Origin of the sequence: Rhizobium sp. 11_C7_N12_5, from assembly GCF_051811145.1 — a bacterium.
Taxonomy (GTDB): domain Bacteria; phylum Pseudomonadota; class Alphaproteobacteria; order Rhizobiales; family Rhizobiaceae; genus Rhizobium; species Rhizobium lusitanum.
Genome location: NZ_JBPWPY010000001.1, coordinates 3300796 through 3317511 on the forward strand (window position 1 = coordinate 3300796; position 16716 = coordinate 3317511).

Genomic DNA, 16716 nt, shown 5'->3' on the forward strand with positions numbered 1-16716 from the left:
CTGTCATGCACGACCGATCGCTATTGTCATTCTTCGCCGGCCTGGCTCTCGCCGCCGGCACGACGTTTTTTACTGCCCAGGCCGCCCAGGCTGCCGACAAGACGCTGACCATCTACACCTATGAGAGCTTTACCGCCGATTGGGGTCCCGGCCCCAAGGTCAAGGCCGCCTTTGAAAAGACATGCGGCTGCACGGTCAACTACGTCAGCGTCACCGACGGCGTGGCGCTTCTGTCCCGCCTCAAGCTCGAGGGCGCCGGCACCAAGGCCGATATCGTTCTCGGCCTCGACACCAATCTAGTCAATGAAGCCAAGGATACCGGCTTGTTCGATGCGAGCGGCGTCGACACATCGGCGCTCAAGGTTCCCGGCGATTTCAAGGATGATGTCTTCGTGCCCTATGACTACGGCCATTTCGCCGTCATCTATGACACGCAGACGGTCAAGAACCCGCCGAAGAGCATGAAGGATCTCGTCGAGGGCGATCCCCAGCAGAAGATCGTCATCGAGGATCCGCGCACCTCGACACCGGGCCTCGGCCTCCTGCTCTGGGTCAAGTCGATCTACGGCGACAAATCAGCCGATGCCTGGACCAAGCTCAAGGGCCGCATCCTGACGGTGACGCCCGGCTGGTCGGAGGCCTATGATCTCTTCACCAAGGGCGAAGCGCCGATGGTGCTCTCCTACACCACGTCGCCGGCCTATCACATGATCGAGGAAAAGACCGACCGCTATCAGGCGGCTGCCTTCTCCGAAGGACATTACATCCAGATCGAGGTCGCCGGCCTCGTCAAATCGTCTTCGAATAAGGACCTTGCCCGCGATTTCCTGAAATTCATGGTGTCGCCGGCCTTCCAGGACATCATCCCCACCAGCAACTGGATGATGCCGGCCTCCGCCACATCGACGCCGCTGCCGGACGCCTTCAGCAAGCTCGTAGTGCCGACGAAGACCTTCCTCATGAGTCCTGAAGTCGTCGAGAAGAACCGCAAGGCCTGGATCGACGAATGGCTTGCCGCCACCAGCGGCAACTGACATCGCGACCATGCTGACGGCACTCGAAAGAAGACGCGCCATTTCCGGCGGGGCGCTCAGCCTCGCCGGCATCGCGCTTTTCGTCGGGATCGCCGTCGTCGTCCTGCTTGCCGCCGGCATCGAATCCGGCGGCGACTCCACGCTCGCAGATCCCTATCTGCTGCGCGTGCTGCGGTTCACCCTGCTGCAGGCGACCCTGTCGGCGCTGCTCTCCATCGTGCTTGCCATCCCCGTCGCCCGCGCCCTGGCGCGCCAGCCGCGCTTTCCCGGCCGGCTGTGGCTGATCCGCCTGATGGCCGTGCCCATGGGCCTGCCTGTCCTGATCGGTGCGCTCGGTCTGCTCGGCATCTGGGGGCGCCAGGGATTGCTCAATCAGGCCCTCACGGCACTTGGCCTGTCGCAGCCCGTCAGCATATACGGCCTTGCCGGCATCCTGCTGGCGCATGTCTTCTTCAATATGCCGCTTGCCTGCCGGCTTATGCTCGCCGGGCTGGAGCGTGTGCCGGCGGAATATTGGCTTGTTGCCGGAGGCCTCGGCATGCGGCCCGCCTCGGTCTTTCGCTTCATCGAATGGCCTGTCTTGCGCGGCCTCATTCCCGGCATCGCCGGTCTGATCTTCATGCTCTGCGCCACCAGCTTCACACTGGTGCTGATCCTCGGCGGCGGCCCGGCCGCAACCACGCTGGAAGTCGCGATCTACCAGGCGCTGCGCTTCGATTTCGATCCCGGTCGTGCCGTATTGCTGTCGCTGCTGCAGATCGTCGTCACAGCCGCGATTCTCGGCGCGATGACACTGTTTCCCTCGCCTGACGATCATGGGCTGACGAGCGGCCGCTCCCTGCGGCGCATCGACGGGCAGCTGCGCGCCGCGCGATGGGCCGATGCTGTATTGCTGTCAAGCGCTGCCCTCTTCATCGGCCTGCCGCTTGCCTCAGTCGTCGTCGCCGGCCTCGAAGCCGATCTTCTCAAGCTCGCCGGTCAGACGATCTTCCTGCAGGCGGCTGTCACGAGCCTCGCCATCGCACTCGCCGCCGGCCTTCTGGCCGTGGCAATATCGTTCGCGATCATCCGCACCCGCTCGGTGATCTCGGCCGACCGCAACAAGACCTTCAGCCTGCGCGGTCTGGCGACGGCTCTGAGTGGAACCTCCTCCCTCATCCTGCTCGTTCCGCCGATCGTGCTGGCAACCGGCTGGTTCCTGGCGCTCAGGCCATTCGGCGATCCCAGCCGCTTCGCCGCCGTCCTGATCGTGACAATCAATGCGCTGATGGCGCTGCCCTTCGTCATCCGCGTCCTCGAGCCGGCTTACGTGGTTCATAGACGCCGCACCGAGCGGCTGGCGGCGAGCCTCGGCCTTGAGGGGCTCTCCCGCTTGCGCCTGATCGACTGGCCCGGCCTGCGCAAACCGCTTTTCACGGCGCTCTCCTTCGCCATCGCGCTTTCGCTCGGCGATCTCGGCGCTGTCGCTCTTTTCGGCTCGGACAGCCTGATGACCCTGCCCTGGCTGGTCTACAGCAAGCTCGGCAGCTACCGCACCAACGATGCCGACGGATATGCCTTGATCCTCGGCGTGGTATGCCTTCTCCTCACCATCGCCGGCACGGCGGGCCAAGGCACCCGCGAAGACGAAGGCAGGCGAAATGACTGACCGCGGCGACATGATCGAACGCAGCATCGCGATGACCGGCGTAGAACTGCGCCTCGGCACGCATGATTTCCGCTTCGATTGCGCATTGCCGGAGGGCAGGATCATTGCCATTGCCGGCCCCTCCGGCTCGGGCAAGTCGACCTTCCTCAACCTGTTGGCCGGCTTCGAACAGCCCGATCGCGGCCGCGTCCTGCTTGCCGGACAGGATGTGACCGGCAAGCATCCCGCCGAACGGCCGGTGTCGCTCGTCTTCCAGGACAACAATCTCTTTGCCCATCTGGATCTCTTCACCAATGTCGGCCTTGGCATCAGCCCGTCGTTGAAACTCTCCGCCCGGGACCGCCAAAGGGTCTCGGAAGCCCTGGCGCGTGTCGGGCTCCCGGGTTTCGAAAAGCGCAAGCCGGGAACGCTTTCCGGCGGAGAGCGGCAGCGCGCAGCCTTCGCCAGGGCACTGGTGCGCGACAAACCGATCCTGCTCCTGGACGAACCCTTCGCCGCACTCGATCCTGGGCTGCGCTCCGGCATGGTCGAGCTGCTGAAGGCTCTCCACCACGAAAGCGGTAATACGGTCCTCATCGTCTCGCACGATCCGGCCGAGGTCAGGCGTCTTGCCGACCATGCCGTCTTCATCGACGGCGGCACGATTCGGCTTTCCGCGCCCATCGAAGCCTTCCTGAAGGAGGGCGGCATTCCGGCACTGACCACATTTTTGCAGCATTGAATGCGACGCAGCATGCTGTTGCCGGTTTTGCCTTAATTTCGTCCAGCCAAACGGCTGAAAGTCCTGGGAGAAATGCTTGCTAAAATACAACGCTGCCACATTTAAACGGAGTCTCGCTATGCAACCGGTGCCAAAATCGGCTAGAGCAAGGGGTGGAGACCGTCCGGTAAACGCGGATTGATGGGGTGAAAGCAACCTTTATCGGCGCGCGACGACGATCGGCCCGGTAACGATCAACCGGATTTTGGCGCCGAGCCGGCATGGCAGCGAAATGAGTGAGACACAGGTACTGAAGCAGAGCGAACGAGCAAAACGAAGGATCAGCGTGCCCGTCGCAGCCCGTTTGCGCCGCCTGGCTTCTCTTCTTGTCGCCGCGGCAATGTTGAACAGCTGCCAAACGGTGATGGATCAGTCCTATCAGCCGAGCGTTTCGCCCTCAGCCAATCCGCAGATCGTGTCCGAGGTGCAGAAAAACGATCCGCGCGCGCAGATGGGCGCGCGCGAGCATCCACGCATTCTCGCGAGTTACGGCGGCGAATACAAGGACGCCAAGACCGAACGTCTCGTTGCCCGCATCGCCGGCGCCTTGACCAGCGTGTCGGAGAACCCGCAGCAATCCTATCGCATCACCATTCTGAATTCGCCGTCGATCAACGCCTTCGCCTTGCCGGGCGGCTATCTCTATGTGACGCGCGGCCTTCTGGCTCTTGCCAACGATGCGTCGGAAGTTGCCGCCGTGCTGTCGCACGAAATGGCGCACGTGACAGCCAATCACGGCATCGAACGCCAGAAGCGCGAAGAGGCCGAGGTCATCGCCAGCCGCGTCGTCGCCGAGGTCCTGTCGAGCGATCTCGCCGGCAAGCAGGCGCTGGCCCGCGGCAAGCTGCGCCTCGCCGCCTTCTCCCGCCAGCAGGAACTGCAGGCCGACGAGATCGGCATTCGCACACTCGGCCAGGCAGGCTATGACCCTTACGCCGCGGCACGCTTCCTGAACGCCATGGAAGACTACAGCCGCTTCATGACGGCCAATTCCGACGTCGACCAGAGCCTGGACTTCCTGTCCAGCCATCCGAGCACTCCGCAGCGCATCGACCTCGCCAAGGCACACGCCCGCGAATTCGGCGAGGAAGGCAAGGTCGGCGACACCGGCCGCGACTATTATCTGAACGGTATCGACGGCCTGCTCTATGGCGACAGCCCGGAGGAAGGCTATGTGCGCGGCCAGACCTTCCTGCATGGCGGCCTTGGCATTCGTTTCGACGTGCCGCCTGATTTCCGTATCGACAACAAGGTCGAGGCTGTCATGGCGACCGGTCCTGGCGATATCGCCATTCGCTTCGACGGCGTTGCCGACACCCAGAACCAGAACCTGACGAATTATATTTCCAGCGGCTGGGTGACCGGCCTCGATCCTTCGTCGATCCAATCGATCACCGTCAACGGCATGCCGGCCGCCACCGCGCGCGCTTCTGCTGATCGCTGGGATTTCGACGTCACCGTCATCCGCGACCGCACGCAGATCTTCCGTTTCCTGACGGCGGTCCCGAAGGGGAACCTCGCCCAGCTCGATCAGACGGCCAATGTGCTGCGGTCGAGCTTCCGGCATATGACCCCGGAGGAGGCTTCGTCGCTGAAGCCGTTGCGGGTTCGCGTCGTCACCGTCAAGCCCGGCGATACGATCACCACGCTTGCTGCCCGCATGATGGGCACCGACCGCAAGCTCGACCTCTTCAAACTGATCAATGCCCTGCCCACCGGCGCAAACATTGCACCGGGCGACAAGGTCAAGATTATTGCGGAATAACGGCGGGTTTACCTTCCCCCGCTCGGGAGAAGGTGTCTCTCAGGCATAGGTTGCCATACGCGGGTCGGCATCCACCAGCGCGCTGCGGAGCTTGTCCATCGCGCGGCTTTCGATCTGACGCACACGTTCCTTGGAAATGCCGAGATCGGCGCCAAGCTCCTCCAGCGTCGCCCCATCCTCGACAAGGCGGCGGGCGCGGATGATCTTCATCTCGCGTTCATTGAGGTGCTTCAGCGCCGATGCGAGCCAGATGCGACGACGTTCGCCATCGATCATGTCGGAAACCTGCTCATCCGGAAGCGGCTCGTCGCTGATGAGAAAATCGATACGTTCGGCGCTCTCCGAATCGCTTGCTATCGAAGGCGCCTGCAGCGAGGTGTCGCTGCCGGAAAGGCGCGCATCCATGGTCTGCACATCGGCAAGGCTGACGCCGAGCGTGACGGCGATTTCCTCGTGGATAGACTGAACGGTAATGCTCGAATTGCTTCTTGCGAGCTTGGCGCGCAGACGGCGGAGATTGAAAAACAGCGCCTTCTGCGCCGAACTCGTGCCGCCGCGCACGATCGACCAATTGCGCAGGATATAATCCTGGATCGACGCGCGGATCCACCAGCTGGCATAGGTCGAAAAGCGCACTTCCCGCTCCGGCTCGAAGCGGGCGGCAGCTTCCAGCAAGCCGACGTAACCTTCCTGCACGAGATCGCTCATCGGCAGTCCGAAATTGCGGAATTTGCCTGCCATCGAAATGACAAGGCGCATATGGGCGGTTGCGATCTGATTGCGGGCGCCGCGATCGTCGTGATCCTTCCAACGTATGGCGAGATCATGTTCTTCGTCACGATCTAGATATGGAGCAGCCATCGCAACTTTAATCATGCGCCGATCTGCAGACATATTCGTCATATGCATCTCCTGGGTTCGGCCTCAAGTCGTCTCTGTGCCGCGGTCGACGAAAAGGGCAGCAAGCGTCGTTTCCGAACATCCCTGCTCGGATGAAAATCAATGAATGAAATGCAATTGGAGACCAATCTCCGGCTCGCCGGATAATCGATGACTAGTCTAACTCGATATCAGCGAACGAATCTGACGATTGAAGCATCTTCAGATCGCCGGGGAGCTTCGAATGAAAACGCATAGGCCGGTCCTCGTGAACAATCAATGAAACAGCCAGTCGAGACAACTCACCCGTAGGAAGGAACCCGCACCGACCGCCAACACGAGCTTTAAACGCGGCAGACGGAAAAAGGTTCCAAAGAAAAAACCCGGCACGAGGGCCGGGTTTTTTGAAGCAGTATCTGGCACTGGTCTTATGCGGCTTCGTCCTGGGAATCGTCTTCTTCGACGACCTTGCCGCGCTTGGGACCCTTGTTGAGATTGGCCTCGACGAGGCGAACGGCTTCGGTCTCCGACATCTTGTTTACGGCAGCAATTTCGCGCGCCATGCGATCGAGCGCGGCTTCATAGAGCTGACGTTCGGAATAAGACTGTTCCGGCTGATTCTCGGCACGATAAAGATCGCGAACCACCTCAGCGATAGAGATCAGATCGCCGGAATTGATCTTGGCATCATATTCCTGAGCGCGACGCGACCACATGGTACGCTTGACGCGGGCCTTGCCCTGGACGACCTTAAGTGCACGCTCGACGAAATCCGTCTCGGAAAGCTTACGCATGCCAATGCTCATGGCCTTGGCCACGGGCACCTTCAGACGCATCTTGTCTTTTTCGAAGTCGATCACAAAAAGCTCAAGCTTCATGCCTGCGACTTCTTGCTCTTCAATCGCGGTGATCGTACCAACCCCGTGAGCGGGATATACGATCGATTCACCAGTCTTGAAGCCATGGCGTGCTGCTGAAGGTTTTTTCTGCTGGGTCGTCATTCTTTTCAAAAACTCCCTGTTACGCACCGGTAAAGGCCGGCGCCGGGTCAGTCAGGCCCGGATGAGACGGAAGCACCGTCGGGTGACTTCATCCTGGTCCAGCCAGACTCATGCAAAAGAAACCCCTCCATCGCGATCCCAGACCCGACAACTCAAAACGTTGATATGTCAAGGAAACCGCGTACGGATTGGTGATTTGCTTTCGTGATGGTTTTGGGCATGCGAAATGCCGCTGTGGATCAGTGTGGGCAAGCTATCACAAAAATCTGAGGAAATCAATAATTTGCTTCACGCGCGCCAAAAAGGCCACGTTGACAGCCCGTGCGGCCCAACGGCAATGATTCGTTCCGTGCGATATCGACTACACCTTTATCGGCAGCCTGTCACGGCTTTCGATCAGTCGCCCGCACCCGGGTTCGCCGAGAAATACTTCTCGAACTTGCCCTCTTCGCCGTCCATTTCCTTGGCTTGCGGAAGCGGATCGCGCTTTACCGTGATATTCGGCCAGATGGACGCATATTCGGTATTGATCTTCAGCCACTTGTCGAGACCCGGCTCCGTATCGGGCTTGATCGCCTCGGCAGGACATTCGGGTTCGCAGACGCCGCAATCGATGCATTCGTCAGGATGGATGACGAGAAAATTCTCGCCCTCGTAGAAGCAGTCGACGGGGCAGACTTCCACGCAATCGGTGTATTTGCAGCGGATGCAATTGTCGGTCACGACGTATGTCATGAAGCACTCCAGGAATGTCTCTAGTTTTCCGCGGATGCGCAACCTGGAACGTCGCGCCCTCCCGCGGTGCCGAACGAACAGACGAATGCCAAGCGAGCACGCGTGCCGTCCGGCTGGTTACCGGCAGGTTGATGGTGAGGTATCGACTTTGTAAGCCAATTTCAAGGACAAACAATCTTGAAAACCATCCGGGGCAGACAGAGTTTTCTAATCCCCGTCCTTGGTCAGGCGATCGATGGCGCGCCGGTCGCGTTTCGTCGGCCTGCCGCTGCCCGGCGCCCGCAAGGCCTGTTCGAACGCCGTGAGGCGTTTTGTCTCATCTGGCGGAGGCGTCAGGTCCTCGTAGAGCAGCTTGGCTTCCTCAAAGGGTCCCCTGCGTTCGCCGGGTGCACGCACGACGAGGACCAAATCGCGCCGTTCGAGGGACAGCTCGATCCGGTCGCCTGCCTTGATGCCATAGCTCGGCTGTACGACCCGTTCGCCGTTCACCCGCACGCTGCCATTCTGCACATAGACCTGCGCCAGCGAACGGGATTTCACCATGCGGGCAAAGAACAGCCATTTGTCGATGCGCTGTCGCGAACCGGAAAATGTCTGTCCCTCGTCCTTCATGGCCTATTTCTTCATCTGCTCCTTAAGCGCAGCGAGCTTTGCGAAAGGAGAATCCGGATCGATCGGCTTTTCCTTGCGCGGCGGCTTGGCTTCGAAGCGCAAAGGCTGCGACGCGCCGCGATTGTTCCGGTCGTTCCGATTGTTGCGGTCATTGCGATCGCCGCGTTCTTGGCGGTCGTTGCGCTCGGGGCGGCCCCCTTGATGCGGCGGACGGCCACCATCGCGATTATTGCCGCGCGGGCCTTTGTCGGCACCACGGACTTCGCGACCGTCGCGCTTGTCACGGCCTTCGCGATTGCCTTCGCCGCTCGGCTGCTGCTCGCCAGCGCGGCGGTTGCCGTTCTGAGCGCGGCCCTCGCCCTGTTGGCCACGGCGATCACCGTGACCACGCCCGCCTTGACGCTGCTGTTGATCGCTGCGGCCGCCAAGACGCCAAAGCAGAACCGGCTTCGGCTCCACCGGCTCCGCTGCAACGGCCTCGGTTTCGGTGGCTTCGGTAGCCGCAACCGCCGGCTCAGTCGATGCATCCGCAGCCGGAACTGGTTCCTCGGCGGTTGATTCGGCCTCCTTGGCGGGCTCGTCGCTGGCAGCGTCGGCATCGTCGTGGTCTGCCTTTTCGGCAGCAGCTTCCGTCGCCTGCGCGGCCGGAGCCGCCACTGCATCCTGCTGTGCGAGGAAGGCTGTCGCCTCCTCCGCCTTCACGGGATCGGCACGATAGCCGAGACCCTTGAGGATCTCTTCCATATCCTCGAGCGTCGCGCCGAGGATCGAGAGCATCGCCGTCGTCGTCGTGAAGCGGCGGCCGTCATAGGCGCCTTCAGGTCGCGAAGCCTGGCCGGGCTTCCACTGCAGCAGCGGGCGGATGATATCCGCCAACCGCTCGAGAATGTCGATGCGCACCGCGCGCTTGCCAAGGAAGCGGAAGCCGGCGAGCTTGTAGAACATGCGCTCGTAGCTCGGATCGGTGACAACAGAGGTGCGGCCGGCGGCCAGCACCGGAATGAGATCGCCATAGCCCGGCTTGTCCAGGCCATCGTTCTTCAATGCCCAGAGCAGGCTGATGAGCTCGGCCGGAGCCGGCTTCAACAGCGCAGGCACGAAAATATGATAGGCGCCGAAGCGAACGCCGTAACGGCGCATGGAGGCGCGCGCGTCCTGATCCAGCGACTTCACCTCTTCGGTGACATCGCGGCGGAAGAGCACGCCCAGATTTTCCACCAGCTGGAAGGCGAGCCCCTTGGCGAGGCCCTGCAGATCCTCAGCGCGCTGGAGATCGTCGAGCGGCTTCAGGATCGTGCTGATGTGATGGTTCACGAAGCGCTCGATGCGGGCGGCGACATGATCGCGCGCATTGCCGGTCAACTGCTCGTCGGCGAGCAGGAGGACACGCGGCCGCATGATATGATCGCTGCCCGATAGGCGCGCCACTGGATCGCCGAGCCAGCGCACGAGACCATCGGCACTGATCGCAAGATCGCTGTTGCCGGCCGCGTGCATGCGAGCGGCACGCGCCTCGAACTCCAGCGCAAGCGCCTTCAGCGAAGCCGACTGGACAGCCTTGGCGTCCGGCCCCTCCGTTCCGGAGATTGGCGTGAACCGGAATCCGGTCAACTGCCCCACATGATGCCCCTCGACGAAGACATCCCCATTCACACTGATTTCAGCTTCCAGCATCGCATTCTCTCTCAGGCGCTTCATGAGCACAGATGTCCTGCGATCAACAAAGCGTTTCGTCAACCGTTCATGTAACGCATCGGACAATCGATCTTCGATTTCCCGCGTCTTTTCTTGCCAGTGTGTCGGATCGGCAAGCCAACCGGGCCGGTTCGACACATAGGTCCAAGTCCTTATCTGCGCGATTCGCGCCGAAAGCGTGTCGATCTCGCCATCTGTCCGATCGGCTCGATGCACCTGCTCGGCCAGGAAGTCCTCTTTCACCGTGCCATAGCGCACGAGATCGGAAAAGAGGGTAGCGATAAGATCGGCATGCTGGGCGGGCGTGATACGCCGATAGTCGGGAAGCGCACAGGCCTCCCATAATTTTTCGACCCGCGCCGGGCTGCTGGCAAGATCGGCAATCTCCAGATCGCGTGACAGATATTCCAACGCCTGCTGGTCTACCGCAGGCAGCGCCCGCGTCAAGCCCTGCACGCGCGGGGCGTCTTCGAGACTGGCGCGCAGCGCGGCGATCGAGGCGAAGTCGAAATCCTTGCTGCGCCATTGCAGCACCTTCACCGTGTCGAATTCGTGCCCCTCCATCCGGCGCACCAGCTCATCGTCGAAGGGATCGACCTGACCCGTCACGCCGAAAGTGCCGTCCTTCAGATGGCGCCCGGCGCGGCCTGCGACCTGGCCGAGCTCGGCGGGATTGAGATTGCGGAACTGATAGCCGTCGAACTTGCGGTCCTGGGCAAAGGCGACATGATCGACGTCGAGATTGAGGCCCATGCCGATGGCGTCGGTGGCGACCAGATATTCGACATCGCCTTCCTGGTAGAGCGCCACCTGCGCATTGCGGGTGCGGGGGCTCAGCGCGCCGAGCACGACGGCGGCTCCGCCGCGCTGGCGGCGAATAAGCTCCGCGATGGCATAAACCTCGTCGGCGGAAAAGGCGACGATCGCCGTGCGTTGCGGCAGGCGCGTGATCTTCTTCTGCCCGGCATAGAAGAGATGCGACAGCCTCGGCCGCTCGATGACGGTAATCCCGGGCAGAAGCTGCTCGAGAATCGGCCGCATCGTGCCGGCGCCGAGCAGCAGCGTCTCGTCCCGGCCGCGCAAATGCAGGATGCGATCCGTAAAGATATGGCCGCGTTCCAGATCTCCGGCCAGCTGCACTTCATCGATGGCGACGAAGGAAGCACGCGTCTCGCGCGGCATGGCCTCGACGGTACAGACCGAAAAGCGCGCATTGGGCGGCGATATCTTTTCCTCACCCGTCACCAGCGCAACATGCTGGGCCCCGACCTTCTCAACGACGCGCGTATAGACCTCACGCGCGAGCAGCCGCAGCGGCAGGCCGATCACGCCACTGCCATGCGCCACCATGCGCTCGATGGCATAATGGGTCTTGCCGGTATTGGTAGGTCCGAGCACTGCGGTCACGCCGCGTCCGCTCAGGATCATGGGGTGCGAGATTTGAGTCATGGGTCCGTGCATGGGCGAGAAACTACCGTCTTCCGATCAGCGAGCTCCTCCTTGAAGAGAAGAACAAATGACGACCATATGTGACAAAGGCAAGACCTGAATCAAAAAACAGCGGCCGCAACAGCTGATTTCATAAACGGCAGTCTCAACCAAAAGCTACATTATCCCTGCATCCCATGCGAGTCCCCCCGACTGGGGAACAGCTTGGGAACGAATCGGCGACGAATCGCTGACTCGGCGGCGTTCTTCATTCGTTCACTACTATATATGGATTTCGATTCACAGAATCCCACCAGATACTGAATCGCACTTTCATGGCCTTTTTCGCGGAAAGGGGAGTCAAGCAATGAATTCGCGGGAGGCGAAATTTCACACGGATTTACGGTTAATCATTTGTAAACATACCGGATTTCCCGATGTGCCCGCCGTCGCATTAACAATCGGGCCAAAGCCGGAACGAATCAGCGACGAATCGCTGATTCCGGCAGTTTCTGTCTTTGTTCTCTACAATATATAGCGGCTTTTCGTCGAAAGCACGCAGGACTCTGAATGGTTGAGACCGCGATTCGGCCCGAATCTTGGATTGCGGTTAATCTTTCAGCGAGCCCAGATATAATGAATCAATAAATACACCCTGTAATTGTATCCGTTAACGCTTCGACCAAAGCCGGAACGAATCGGACACGAATCGCTGATTCGTCCGCGTATTTCGTTTGTTCACGGCCATATCTAGTAGCTGGACAGAAATGCATCGCGAGATGAAGAACGGCACGCGGGCGCCGGCCAACGCGCAAACTCGTCCCCATTAACCAATCGGACCTGCGACACACCACTTTCCGGCGAACCGCCCAGGCTCCTTCCCGCTCGAGCCTCGAGCGCAAGCGCCTTCCCCGCCGACCCAACGTTAACCAAGGCCATATGCAGAACGAATCGCAGACGAATCACAGACATGATCGCCTTCCCGTTTCGTTCACCGCAACACATTGTATTTTTAGAAAATTTTAACCATAGGCATAAGTCCTGCCTGGCCGGTTCGCCATCACATCACATGATCGCGTTAACCCTTTGCCGGACACCGAGCCCATTGCACTCGCGTATTTTTATTTCTTAGCCGGAACAATTTTCCCGGAAGAAAGTTTCTACGGCAGCAACGCAAGGAACTCCGCTAGTTCCCCACAAACGAACCAGCGGGGTCGCATGGAATATGCTGTTGGCCGGGCGACAAGCCCGTGCCGGCGAAATGTTCGAGCGACGCACATGGAGGACGCATCATGCTTGGTACGGTACTGCTCGTCATACTGATTCTGCTACTGATCGGCGCACTTCCGAGCTGGGGTTACAGCCGGGCTTGGGGATATGGTCCATCAGGCGGCCTCGGACTTGTTCTCGTTATCGTTCTTATTCTGCTATTGATGGGTCGGATCTGATCCTCAGACCATTGTTGAAAACCTCGAAACACTAGGGAGCTAACACCATGAAGAAGATCATCGTCGCGATCGCGCTCGTCGGCGCACTAGCGTCGTGCACCGCCACGGAGAAAGGCACAGCCATCGGCGCCGGTACAGGCGCCCTGATCGGTGGCGTGGCCACGCATAGCTGGGGTGGCGCCGCGGTCGGCGCTGTCGCCGGTGGTGTCGTCGGCAACCTTATCGGACGGTCGCATGAACGTAGCGGCTATTGCATCTACCGCGACCGCTATGGTCACCGTTACGAGGCTCGTTGCCGCTAAGGCAGGCTGACGCCTCATGGCCGGTTGCCCTTGACGGTCGATCATGATCGTCAGGCTCTTTGCGCCGCCCCCCCGGGGAGAGCAACTCCTGTAGGACAATCCTCTTCCCGCGAGAACCGATCGCGGGAAGGGAGCAGTGTTTTGAGAAAGGAACGGCATCATGGCCGCAATCATCGCAAGCATTGCAGCGTTCGCGCTCATTGGCACCAGTTTTTACGCGCTCGTCTACGCGACAAGGGCGCGTGACAAGGAAAAGCGGCGGATGGCATTGGAAGCCGTCGTCCTGGAATTCAAGCCGCGACGGCAGCAATCGGCCAATTCAGGCCGAGGATGATTGCCGGGCTCGCCCGGCAATCCCACCGATAACGAAGATCGGCTTCAAGCGAAGAACTGCCCGCCATTGGCTGATATCGTCGATCCCGTGATGAAACCGGCATCGTCGCTGGCAAGGAAGACAACGACGCGGGCGATTTCCTCGGGCTGGCCCAGACGTCCCACGGGGATCTGCGGAATGATGCGCTCGTTCAAAACCTTTTCCGGCACAGCAAGCACCATTTCCGTGCCGATATAGCCCGGGCAAATGGCATTCACGGTGATGTTTTTGGCAGCCCCCTCCTGCGCGAGCGCCTTGGTGAAGCCGAGGTCGCCGGCCTTGGCGGCGGAATAATTTGCCTGGCCCATCTGCCCCTTCTGACCGTTGATCGACGATATGTTGATGACGCGGCCGAAGCTGCGGTCGCGCATGCCCTGCCAGACATGATGCGTCATGTTGAACAGGCCGGTGAGGTTTGTATTGATAACCTCCTGCCATTGCTGTGGCGTCATCTTGTGGAACATGGCGTCCCGGGTAATGCCGGCATTGTTGACCAGAACCTCGACATGGCCGAGATCGTGCTCGACCTTGGCGATGCCTTTGCCGCAGGCCTCGTAGTCGGTCACATCCCACTTGTAGACGGCAATGCCTGTCACTTCGTGGAAGGCCCGCGCTTTTTCCTCATTGCCGGCATAGGTTGCCGCCACCTTGTAGCCCGCATTGCGCAGCGCCATTGAAATGGCCGCTCCGATTCCTCGCGTACCCCCCGTTACCAATGCCACTCTGCTCATGTGCCACTCCCCTTTGTTGCTGCGGAGACGAGACGACCGCTCATCAGGTCGCCTGCTCCGCCTTCGCCGCCTCTTCTGGAAAACCTTGCTCGGGATCTCGAGCGCCCCCGCGCTCGAGATGCTTCAAAATGCCTCGAAGCACATGGCAACACCCATGCCGCCGCCGATGCACAGCGTGGCGAGACCCTTGCGGGCGCCGCGGCGCTTCATTTCGAACAGCAGCGTGTTGAGGATGCGCGCGCCGGAAGCGCCGATCGGATGGCCGATGGCGATGGCGCCGCCATTGACGTTGACGATCGACGTATCCCAGCCGAGGTCCTTGTTGACGGCGCATGCCTGAGCGGCGAAAGCCTCGTTGGCCTCGACAAGGTCGAGGTCGTTGACCGACCAGCCCGCTTTTTCCAACGCTTTGCGGGACGCCGGGATAGGTCCCGTGCCCATGATCTGCGGATCGACGCCGGCCGTTGCCCAGGAAACGATGCGCGCGAGCGGCTGGATGCCGCGGCGCGAGGCTTCGCCCTCGGTCATCAGCACGGCTGCGGCCGCACCGTCATTGAGGCCGGAAGCGTTGCCGGCCGTCACCGTGCCCTCCTTGTCGAAGGCGGGCCTGAGCTTGACCATGCCATCCAGCGTCGCGCCATGGCGGATATATTCGTCGGTATCGACAGTGACGTCGCCCTTGCGCGACTGGATCGTGAAGGGAACGATCTCGTCCTTGAACCGCCCGGCCTTCTGCGCTGCCTCTGCCTTGTTCTGCGAAGACACGGCAAACTGATCCTGATCCTCGCGCGAAAGCTGCCATTGGCGCGCGATATTCTCCGCCGTGATACCCATGTGATAGCCGTGGAAGGCATCCATCAGGCCATCCTTGATCATCGTGTCGACCATTTTCATGTCGCCCATCTTGGTACCGGCGCGAAGATGCGCGGCATGCGGAGCCATCGACATGGATTCCTGCCCGCCGGCAACGATGATCTTCGCGTCGCCGGTCGCGATCTGCTGGAGGCCGAGCGCGACTGCACGCAGGCCGGAACCGCAAAGCTGGTTGACGCTCCAGGCGGTCGCTTCCTGCGGGATGCCGGCCTTCATCGCAGCCTGGCGGGCGGGGTTCTGTCCTTCGCCGGCCTGCAGCACCTGGCCAAGGATCACTTCGTCGACTTCCTTGGCGTCGACGCCGGCGCGTTCCAATGCGCCCTTGATGGCGGTGGCGCCAAGCTCGTGCGCGGGAACGGCCGCAAAAGCGCCGTTGAAAGAGCCGACGGCGGTACGCGCCGCGCTGGCGACGACGATGGATGAACTGCTCATGGATGCCTCCTCACAGAATGGACAGTATATGAGGCGAAACTGTCAAAGCTTTGCGCCTGAGTCAAACAGCAAGAATTTTCATCGCGCACATTTCGCGAAGCTGTCACTGCCTTCAAAAAATGCAATCAAAGGAAAGGTCTTGCCGCATCGCACAAAGCGATTGTCACCAAGCTTCTTTTGCGTCTACACTTAGGGGTGGAGGAGTATTCCATACAATCAGACGGGGCCAGGAGACTGATAATGGCAAAAAATGAGGGCCAGATCGTAATCAAGAAATATGCCAATCGCCGCCTATACAACACCGGAACCAGCACTTACGTGACGCTGGACGACCTTGCGGAGATGGTAAAAAAGGGCGAGGAGTTTACCGTCCAGGATGCAAAAAGCGGTGAGGATATTACGCATTCGGTCCTGACGCAGATCATTTTCGAACAGGAATCGAAGACCGGCAACACGCTGCTGCCGATTTCTTTCCTTCGCCAGTTGATCGGTTTTTACGGCGATCAGATGCAAATGGTCGTACCGAGTTTTCTCGAGCATTCCATGCGTTCGTTCACAGAGCAACAGGTGCAGATGCGCGAGCAGATCAACCGGGCCTTCGGCGAAACGCCTCTCGGCAAGAACCTGCAACTGCCGATCCAGATGGTCGAGGAACAGGTTCGCCGCAACACCGAGATGTTCCAGCAGGCCATGCAGATGTTCTCGCCCTTCATGAAGCCCCCGGCGAAGGAAAGCCGCAAGGCCGAGGCCAAGGATATCGACGAGCTGAAGGAACAGCTCCGCGCCATGCAGAGCAAGCTGGATAGCTTGTGAAATCTACCCTTCTCCCCTCGGGGAGAAGGTGCCCGCTATCCTTCAACGCTCCAGAGGGCGGATGCGGGATGAGCGCCGACCTTGAATTTACGGAGAGTGCATACCCAGCGGCGCGGCCCCCTAACAGGCCGCTTTTCTTCCACCCATACAACCAGATCAAAACGGAAAAAGGCCGGCGAACCGCCAG

The 16716-nt window shown here is 60.5% G+C and carries 15 protein-coding genes; 8 read left to right on the forward strand and 7 right to left on the reverse strand.

Features of this window, described 5'->3' with window-relative positions:
• Positions 1–5: 5 nt before the first annotated feature.
• The 4 genes from thiB (at position 6) to AB8B29_RS16220 (ending at position 5207) form a co-directional block, all read left to right on the forward strand.
• Positions 6–1034, forward strand: a complete 1029-nt coding sequence (gene thiB / locus AB8B29_RS16205; protein WP_037195870.1) for a thiamine ABC transporter substrate binding subunit — start codon at positions 6–8, stop codon at positions 1032–1034.
• 10 nt (positions 1035–1044) lie between these two features.
• Positions 1045–2682, forward strand: a complete 1638-nt coding sequence (gene thiP, locus AB8B29_RS16210) for a thiamine/thiamine pyrophosphate ABC transporter permease ThiP (RefSeq protein ID WP_037196165.1) — start codon at positions 1045–1047, stop codon at positions 2680–2682.
• Positions 2675–3403: a thiamine ABC transporter ATP-binding protein gene (locus tag AB8B29_RS16215; protein WP_047637692.1), complete on the forward strand. Its 729-nt coding sequence runs from the start codon at positions 2675–2677 to the stop codon at positions 3401–3403. The genes thiP and AB8B29_RS16215 overlap by 8 nt, the downstream gene beginning before the upstream one ends.
• Before the next feature lie 379 nt (positions 3404–3782).
• Positions 3783–5207: a M48 family metalloprotease gene (locus tag AB8B29_RS16220; protein WP_037196164.1), complete on the forward strand. Its 1425-nt coding sequence runs from the start codon at positions 3783–3785 to the stop codon at positions 5205–5207.
• 39 nt (positions 5208–5246) lie between these two features.
• Here the strand turns inward: AB8B29_RS16220 and AB8B29_RS16225 are convergent, their stop codons facing one another.
• The 5 genes from AB8B29_RS16225 to AB8B29_RS16245 form a co-directional block, all read right to left on the reverse strand.
• Entirely contained in the window at positions 5247–6110 is an 864-nt protein-coding gene (locus tag AB8B29_RS16225; protein ID WP_037195866.1) for an RNA polymerase factor sigma-32, read from the reverse strand.
• 404 nt (positions 6111–6514) lie between these two features.
• The gene (locus AB8B29_RS16230; RefSeq protein ID WP_034509382.1) at positions 6515–7087 is read right to left on the reverse strand and encodes a CarD family transcriptional regulator; all 573 of its coding nucleotides are present in this window, start codon (positions 7085–7087) and stop codon (positions 6515–6517) included.
• 396 nt (positions 7088–7483) lie between these two features.
• Positions 7484–7822, reverse strand: a complete 339-nt coding sequence (gene fdxA, locus AB8B29_RS16235) for a ferredoxin FdxA (protein ID WP_034509384.1) — start codon at positions 7820–7822, stop codon at positions 7484–7486.
• Between the two features lie 207 nt (positions 7823–8029).
• Positions 8030–8434 carry an RNA-binding S4 domain-containing protein gene (locus tag AB8B29_RS16240; RefSeq protein ID WP_037195864.1) on the reverse strand — a complete coding sequence of 135 codons (405 nt, stop codon included), beginning with the start codon at positions 8432–8434 and terminating at the stop codon, positions 8030–8032.
• Positions 8435–8437: 3 nt separating this feature from the next.
• Complete coding sequence (locus AB8B29_RS16245) at positions 8438–11578, reverse strand: helicase-related protein (RefSeq protein WP_439006609.1); 3141 nt, start codon at positions 11576–11578, stop codon at positions 8438–8440.
• A gap of 1271 nt (positions 11579–12849) precedes the next feature.
• Here AB8B29_RS16245 and AB8B29_RS16250 point away from each other — a divergent pair.
• From AB8B29_RS16250 to AB8B29_RS16260, 3 genes are all read left to right on the forward strand, one after another.
• The gene (locus AB8B29_RS16250) at positions 12850–13005 is read left to right on the forward strand and encodes a DUF3309 family protein (RefSeq protein WP_075853478.1); all 156 of its coding nucleotides are present in this window, start codon (positions 12850–12852) and stop codon (positions 13003–13005) included.
• Positions 13006–13052: 47 nt separating this feature from the next.
• Positions 13053–13307, forward strand: coding sequence for a YMGG-like glycine zipper-containing protein (locus tag AB8B29_RS16255; protein ID WP_037195857.1), 255 nt, complete (start codon positions 13053–13055; stop codon positions 13305–13307).
• 160 nt (positions 13308–13467) lie between these two features.
• The gene (locus AB8B29_RS16260; protein WP_174157027.1) at positions 13468–13641 is read left to right on the forward strand and encodes a hypothetical protein; all 174 of its coding nucleotides are present in this window, start codon (positions 13468–13470) and stop codon (positions 13639–13641) included.
• A gap of 44 nt (positions 13642–13685) precedes the next feature.
• On the opposite strand, the gene AB8B29_RS16265 is transcribed toward AB8B29_RS16260, so the two are convergent.
• A complete protein-coding gene (locus tag AB8B29_RS16265) occupies positions 13686–14411 on the reverse strand; it encodes a beta-ketoacyl-ACP reductase (RefSeq protein ID WP_037195853.1) in 726 nt (241 codons plus the stop codon).
• Positions 14412–14534: 123 nt separating this feature from the next.
• Complete coding sequence (locus AB8B29_RS16270; protein WP_113118908.1) at positions 14535–15716, reverse strand: acetyl-CoA C-acetyltransferase; 1182 nt, start codon at positions 15714–15716, stop codon at positions 14535–14537.
• 240 nt (positions 15717–15956) lie between these two features.
• On the opposite strand from AB8B29_RS16270, the gene phaR reads away from it, so the two are divergent.
• A complete protein-coding gene (gene phaR / locus AB8B29_RS16275) occupies positions 15957–16529 on the forward strand; it encodes a polyhydroxyalkanoate synthesis repressor PhaR (protein ID WP_034509395.1) in 573 nt (190 codons plus the stop codon).
• Positions 16530–16716: the final 187 nt, after the last annotated feature.

Excerpts from the sequence above, each read along its gene's own strand:
- AB8B29_RS16250 (WP_075853478.1), top strand. The coding sequence starts at position 12,850 with ATGCTTGGTACGGTACTGCTCGTCATACTGATTCTGCTACTGATCGGC.
- AB8B29_RS16220 (WP_037196164.1), top strand. The coding sequence starts at position 3,783 with ATGTTGAACAGCTGCCAAACGGTGATGGATCAGTCCTATCAGCCGAGC.
- AB8B29_RS16255 (WP_037195857.1), top strand. The coding sequence starts at position 13,053 with ATGAAGAAGATCATCGTCGCGATCGCGCTCGTCGGCGCACTAGCGTCG.
- phaR (WP_034509395.1), top strand. The coding sequence starts at position 15,957 with ATGGCAAAAAATGAGGGCCAGATCGTAATCAAGAAATATGCCAATCGC.
- AB8B29_RS16230 (WP_034509382.1), bottom strand. The coding sequence starts at position 7,087 with ATGACGACCCAGCAGAAAAAACCTTCAGCAGCACGCCATGGCTTCAAG.
- AB8B29_RS16240 (WP_037195864.1), bottom strand. The coding sequence starts at position 8,434 with ATGAAGGACGAGGGACAGACATTTTCCGGTTCGCGACAGCGCATCGAC.
- AB8B29_RS16270 (WP_113118908.1), bottom strand. The coding sequence starts at position 15,716 with ATGAGCAGTTCATCCATCGTCGTCGCCAGCGCGGCGCGTACCGCCGTC.
- AB8B29_RS16225 (WP_037195866.1), bottom strand. The coding sequence starts at position 6,110 with ATGACGAATATGTCTGCAGATCGGCGCATGATTAAAGTTGCGATGGCT.
- fdxA (WP_034509384.1), bottom strand. The coding sequence starts at position 7,822 with ATGACATACGTCGTGACCGACAATTGCATCCGCTGCAAATACACCGAT.
- AB8B29_RS16265 (WP_037195853.1), bottom strand. The coding sequence starts at position 14,411 with ATGAGCAGAGTGGCATTGGTAACGGGGGGTACGCGAGGAATCGGAGCG.
- AB8B29_RS16215 (WP_047637692.1), top strand. The coding sequence starts at position 2,675 with ATGACTGACCGCGGCGACATGATCGAACGCAGCATCGCGATGACCGGC.
- AB8B29_RS16260 (WP_174157027.1), top strand. The coding sequence starts at position 13,468 with ATGGCCGCAATCATCGCAAGCATTGCAGCGTTCGCGCTCATTGGCACC.
- thiP (WP_037196165.1), top strand. The coding sequence starts at position 1,045 with ATGCTGACGGCACTCGAAAGAAGACGCGCCATTTCCGGCGGGGCGCTC.
- AB8B29_RS16245 (WP_439006609.1), bottom strand. The coding sequence starts at position 11,578 with ATGACTCAAATCTCGCACCCCATGATCCTGAGCGGACGCGGCGTGACC.
- thiB (WP_037195870.1), top strand. The coding sequence starts at position 6 with ATGCACGACCGATCGCTATTGTCATTCTTCGCCGGCCTGGCTCTCGCC.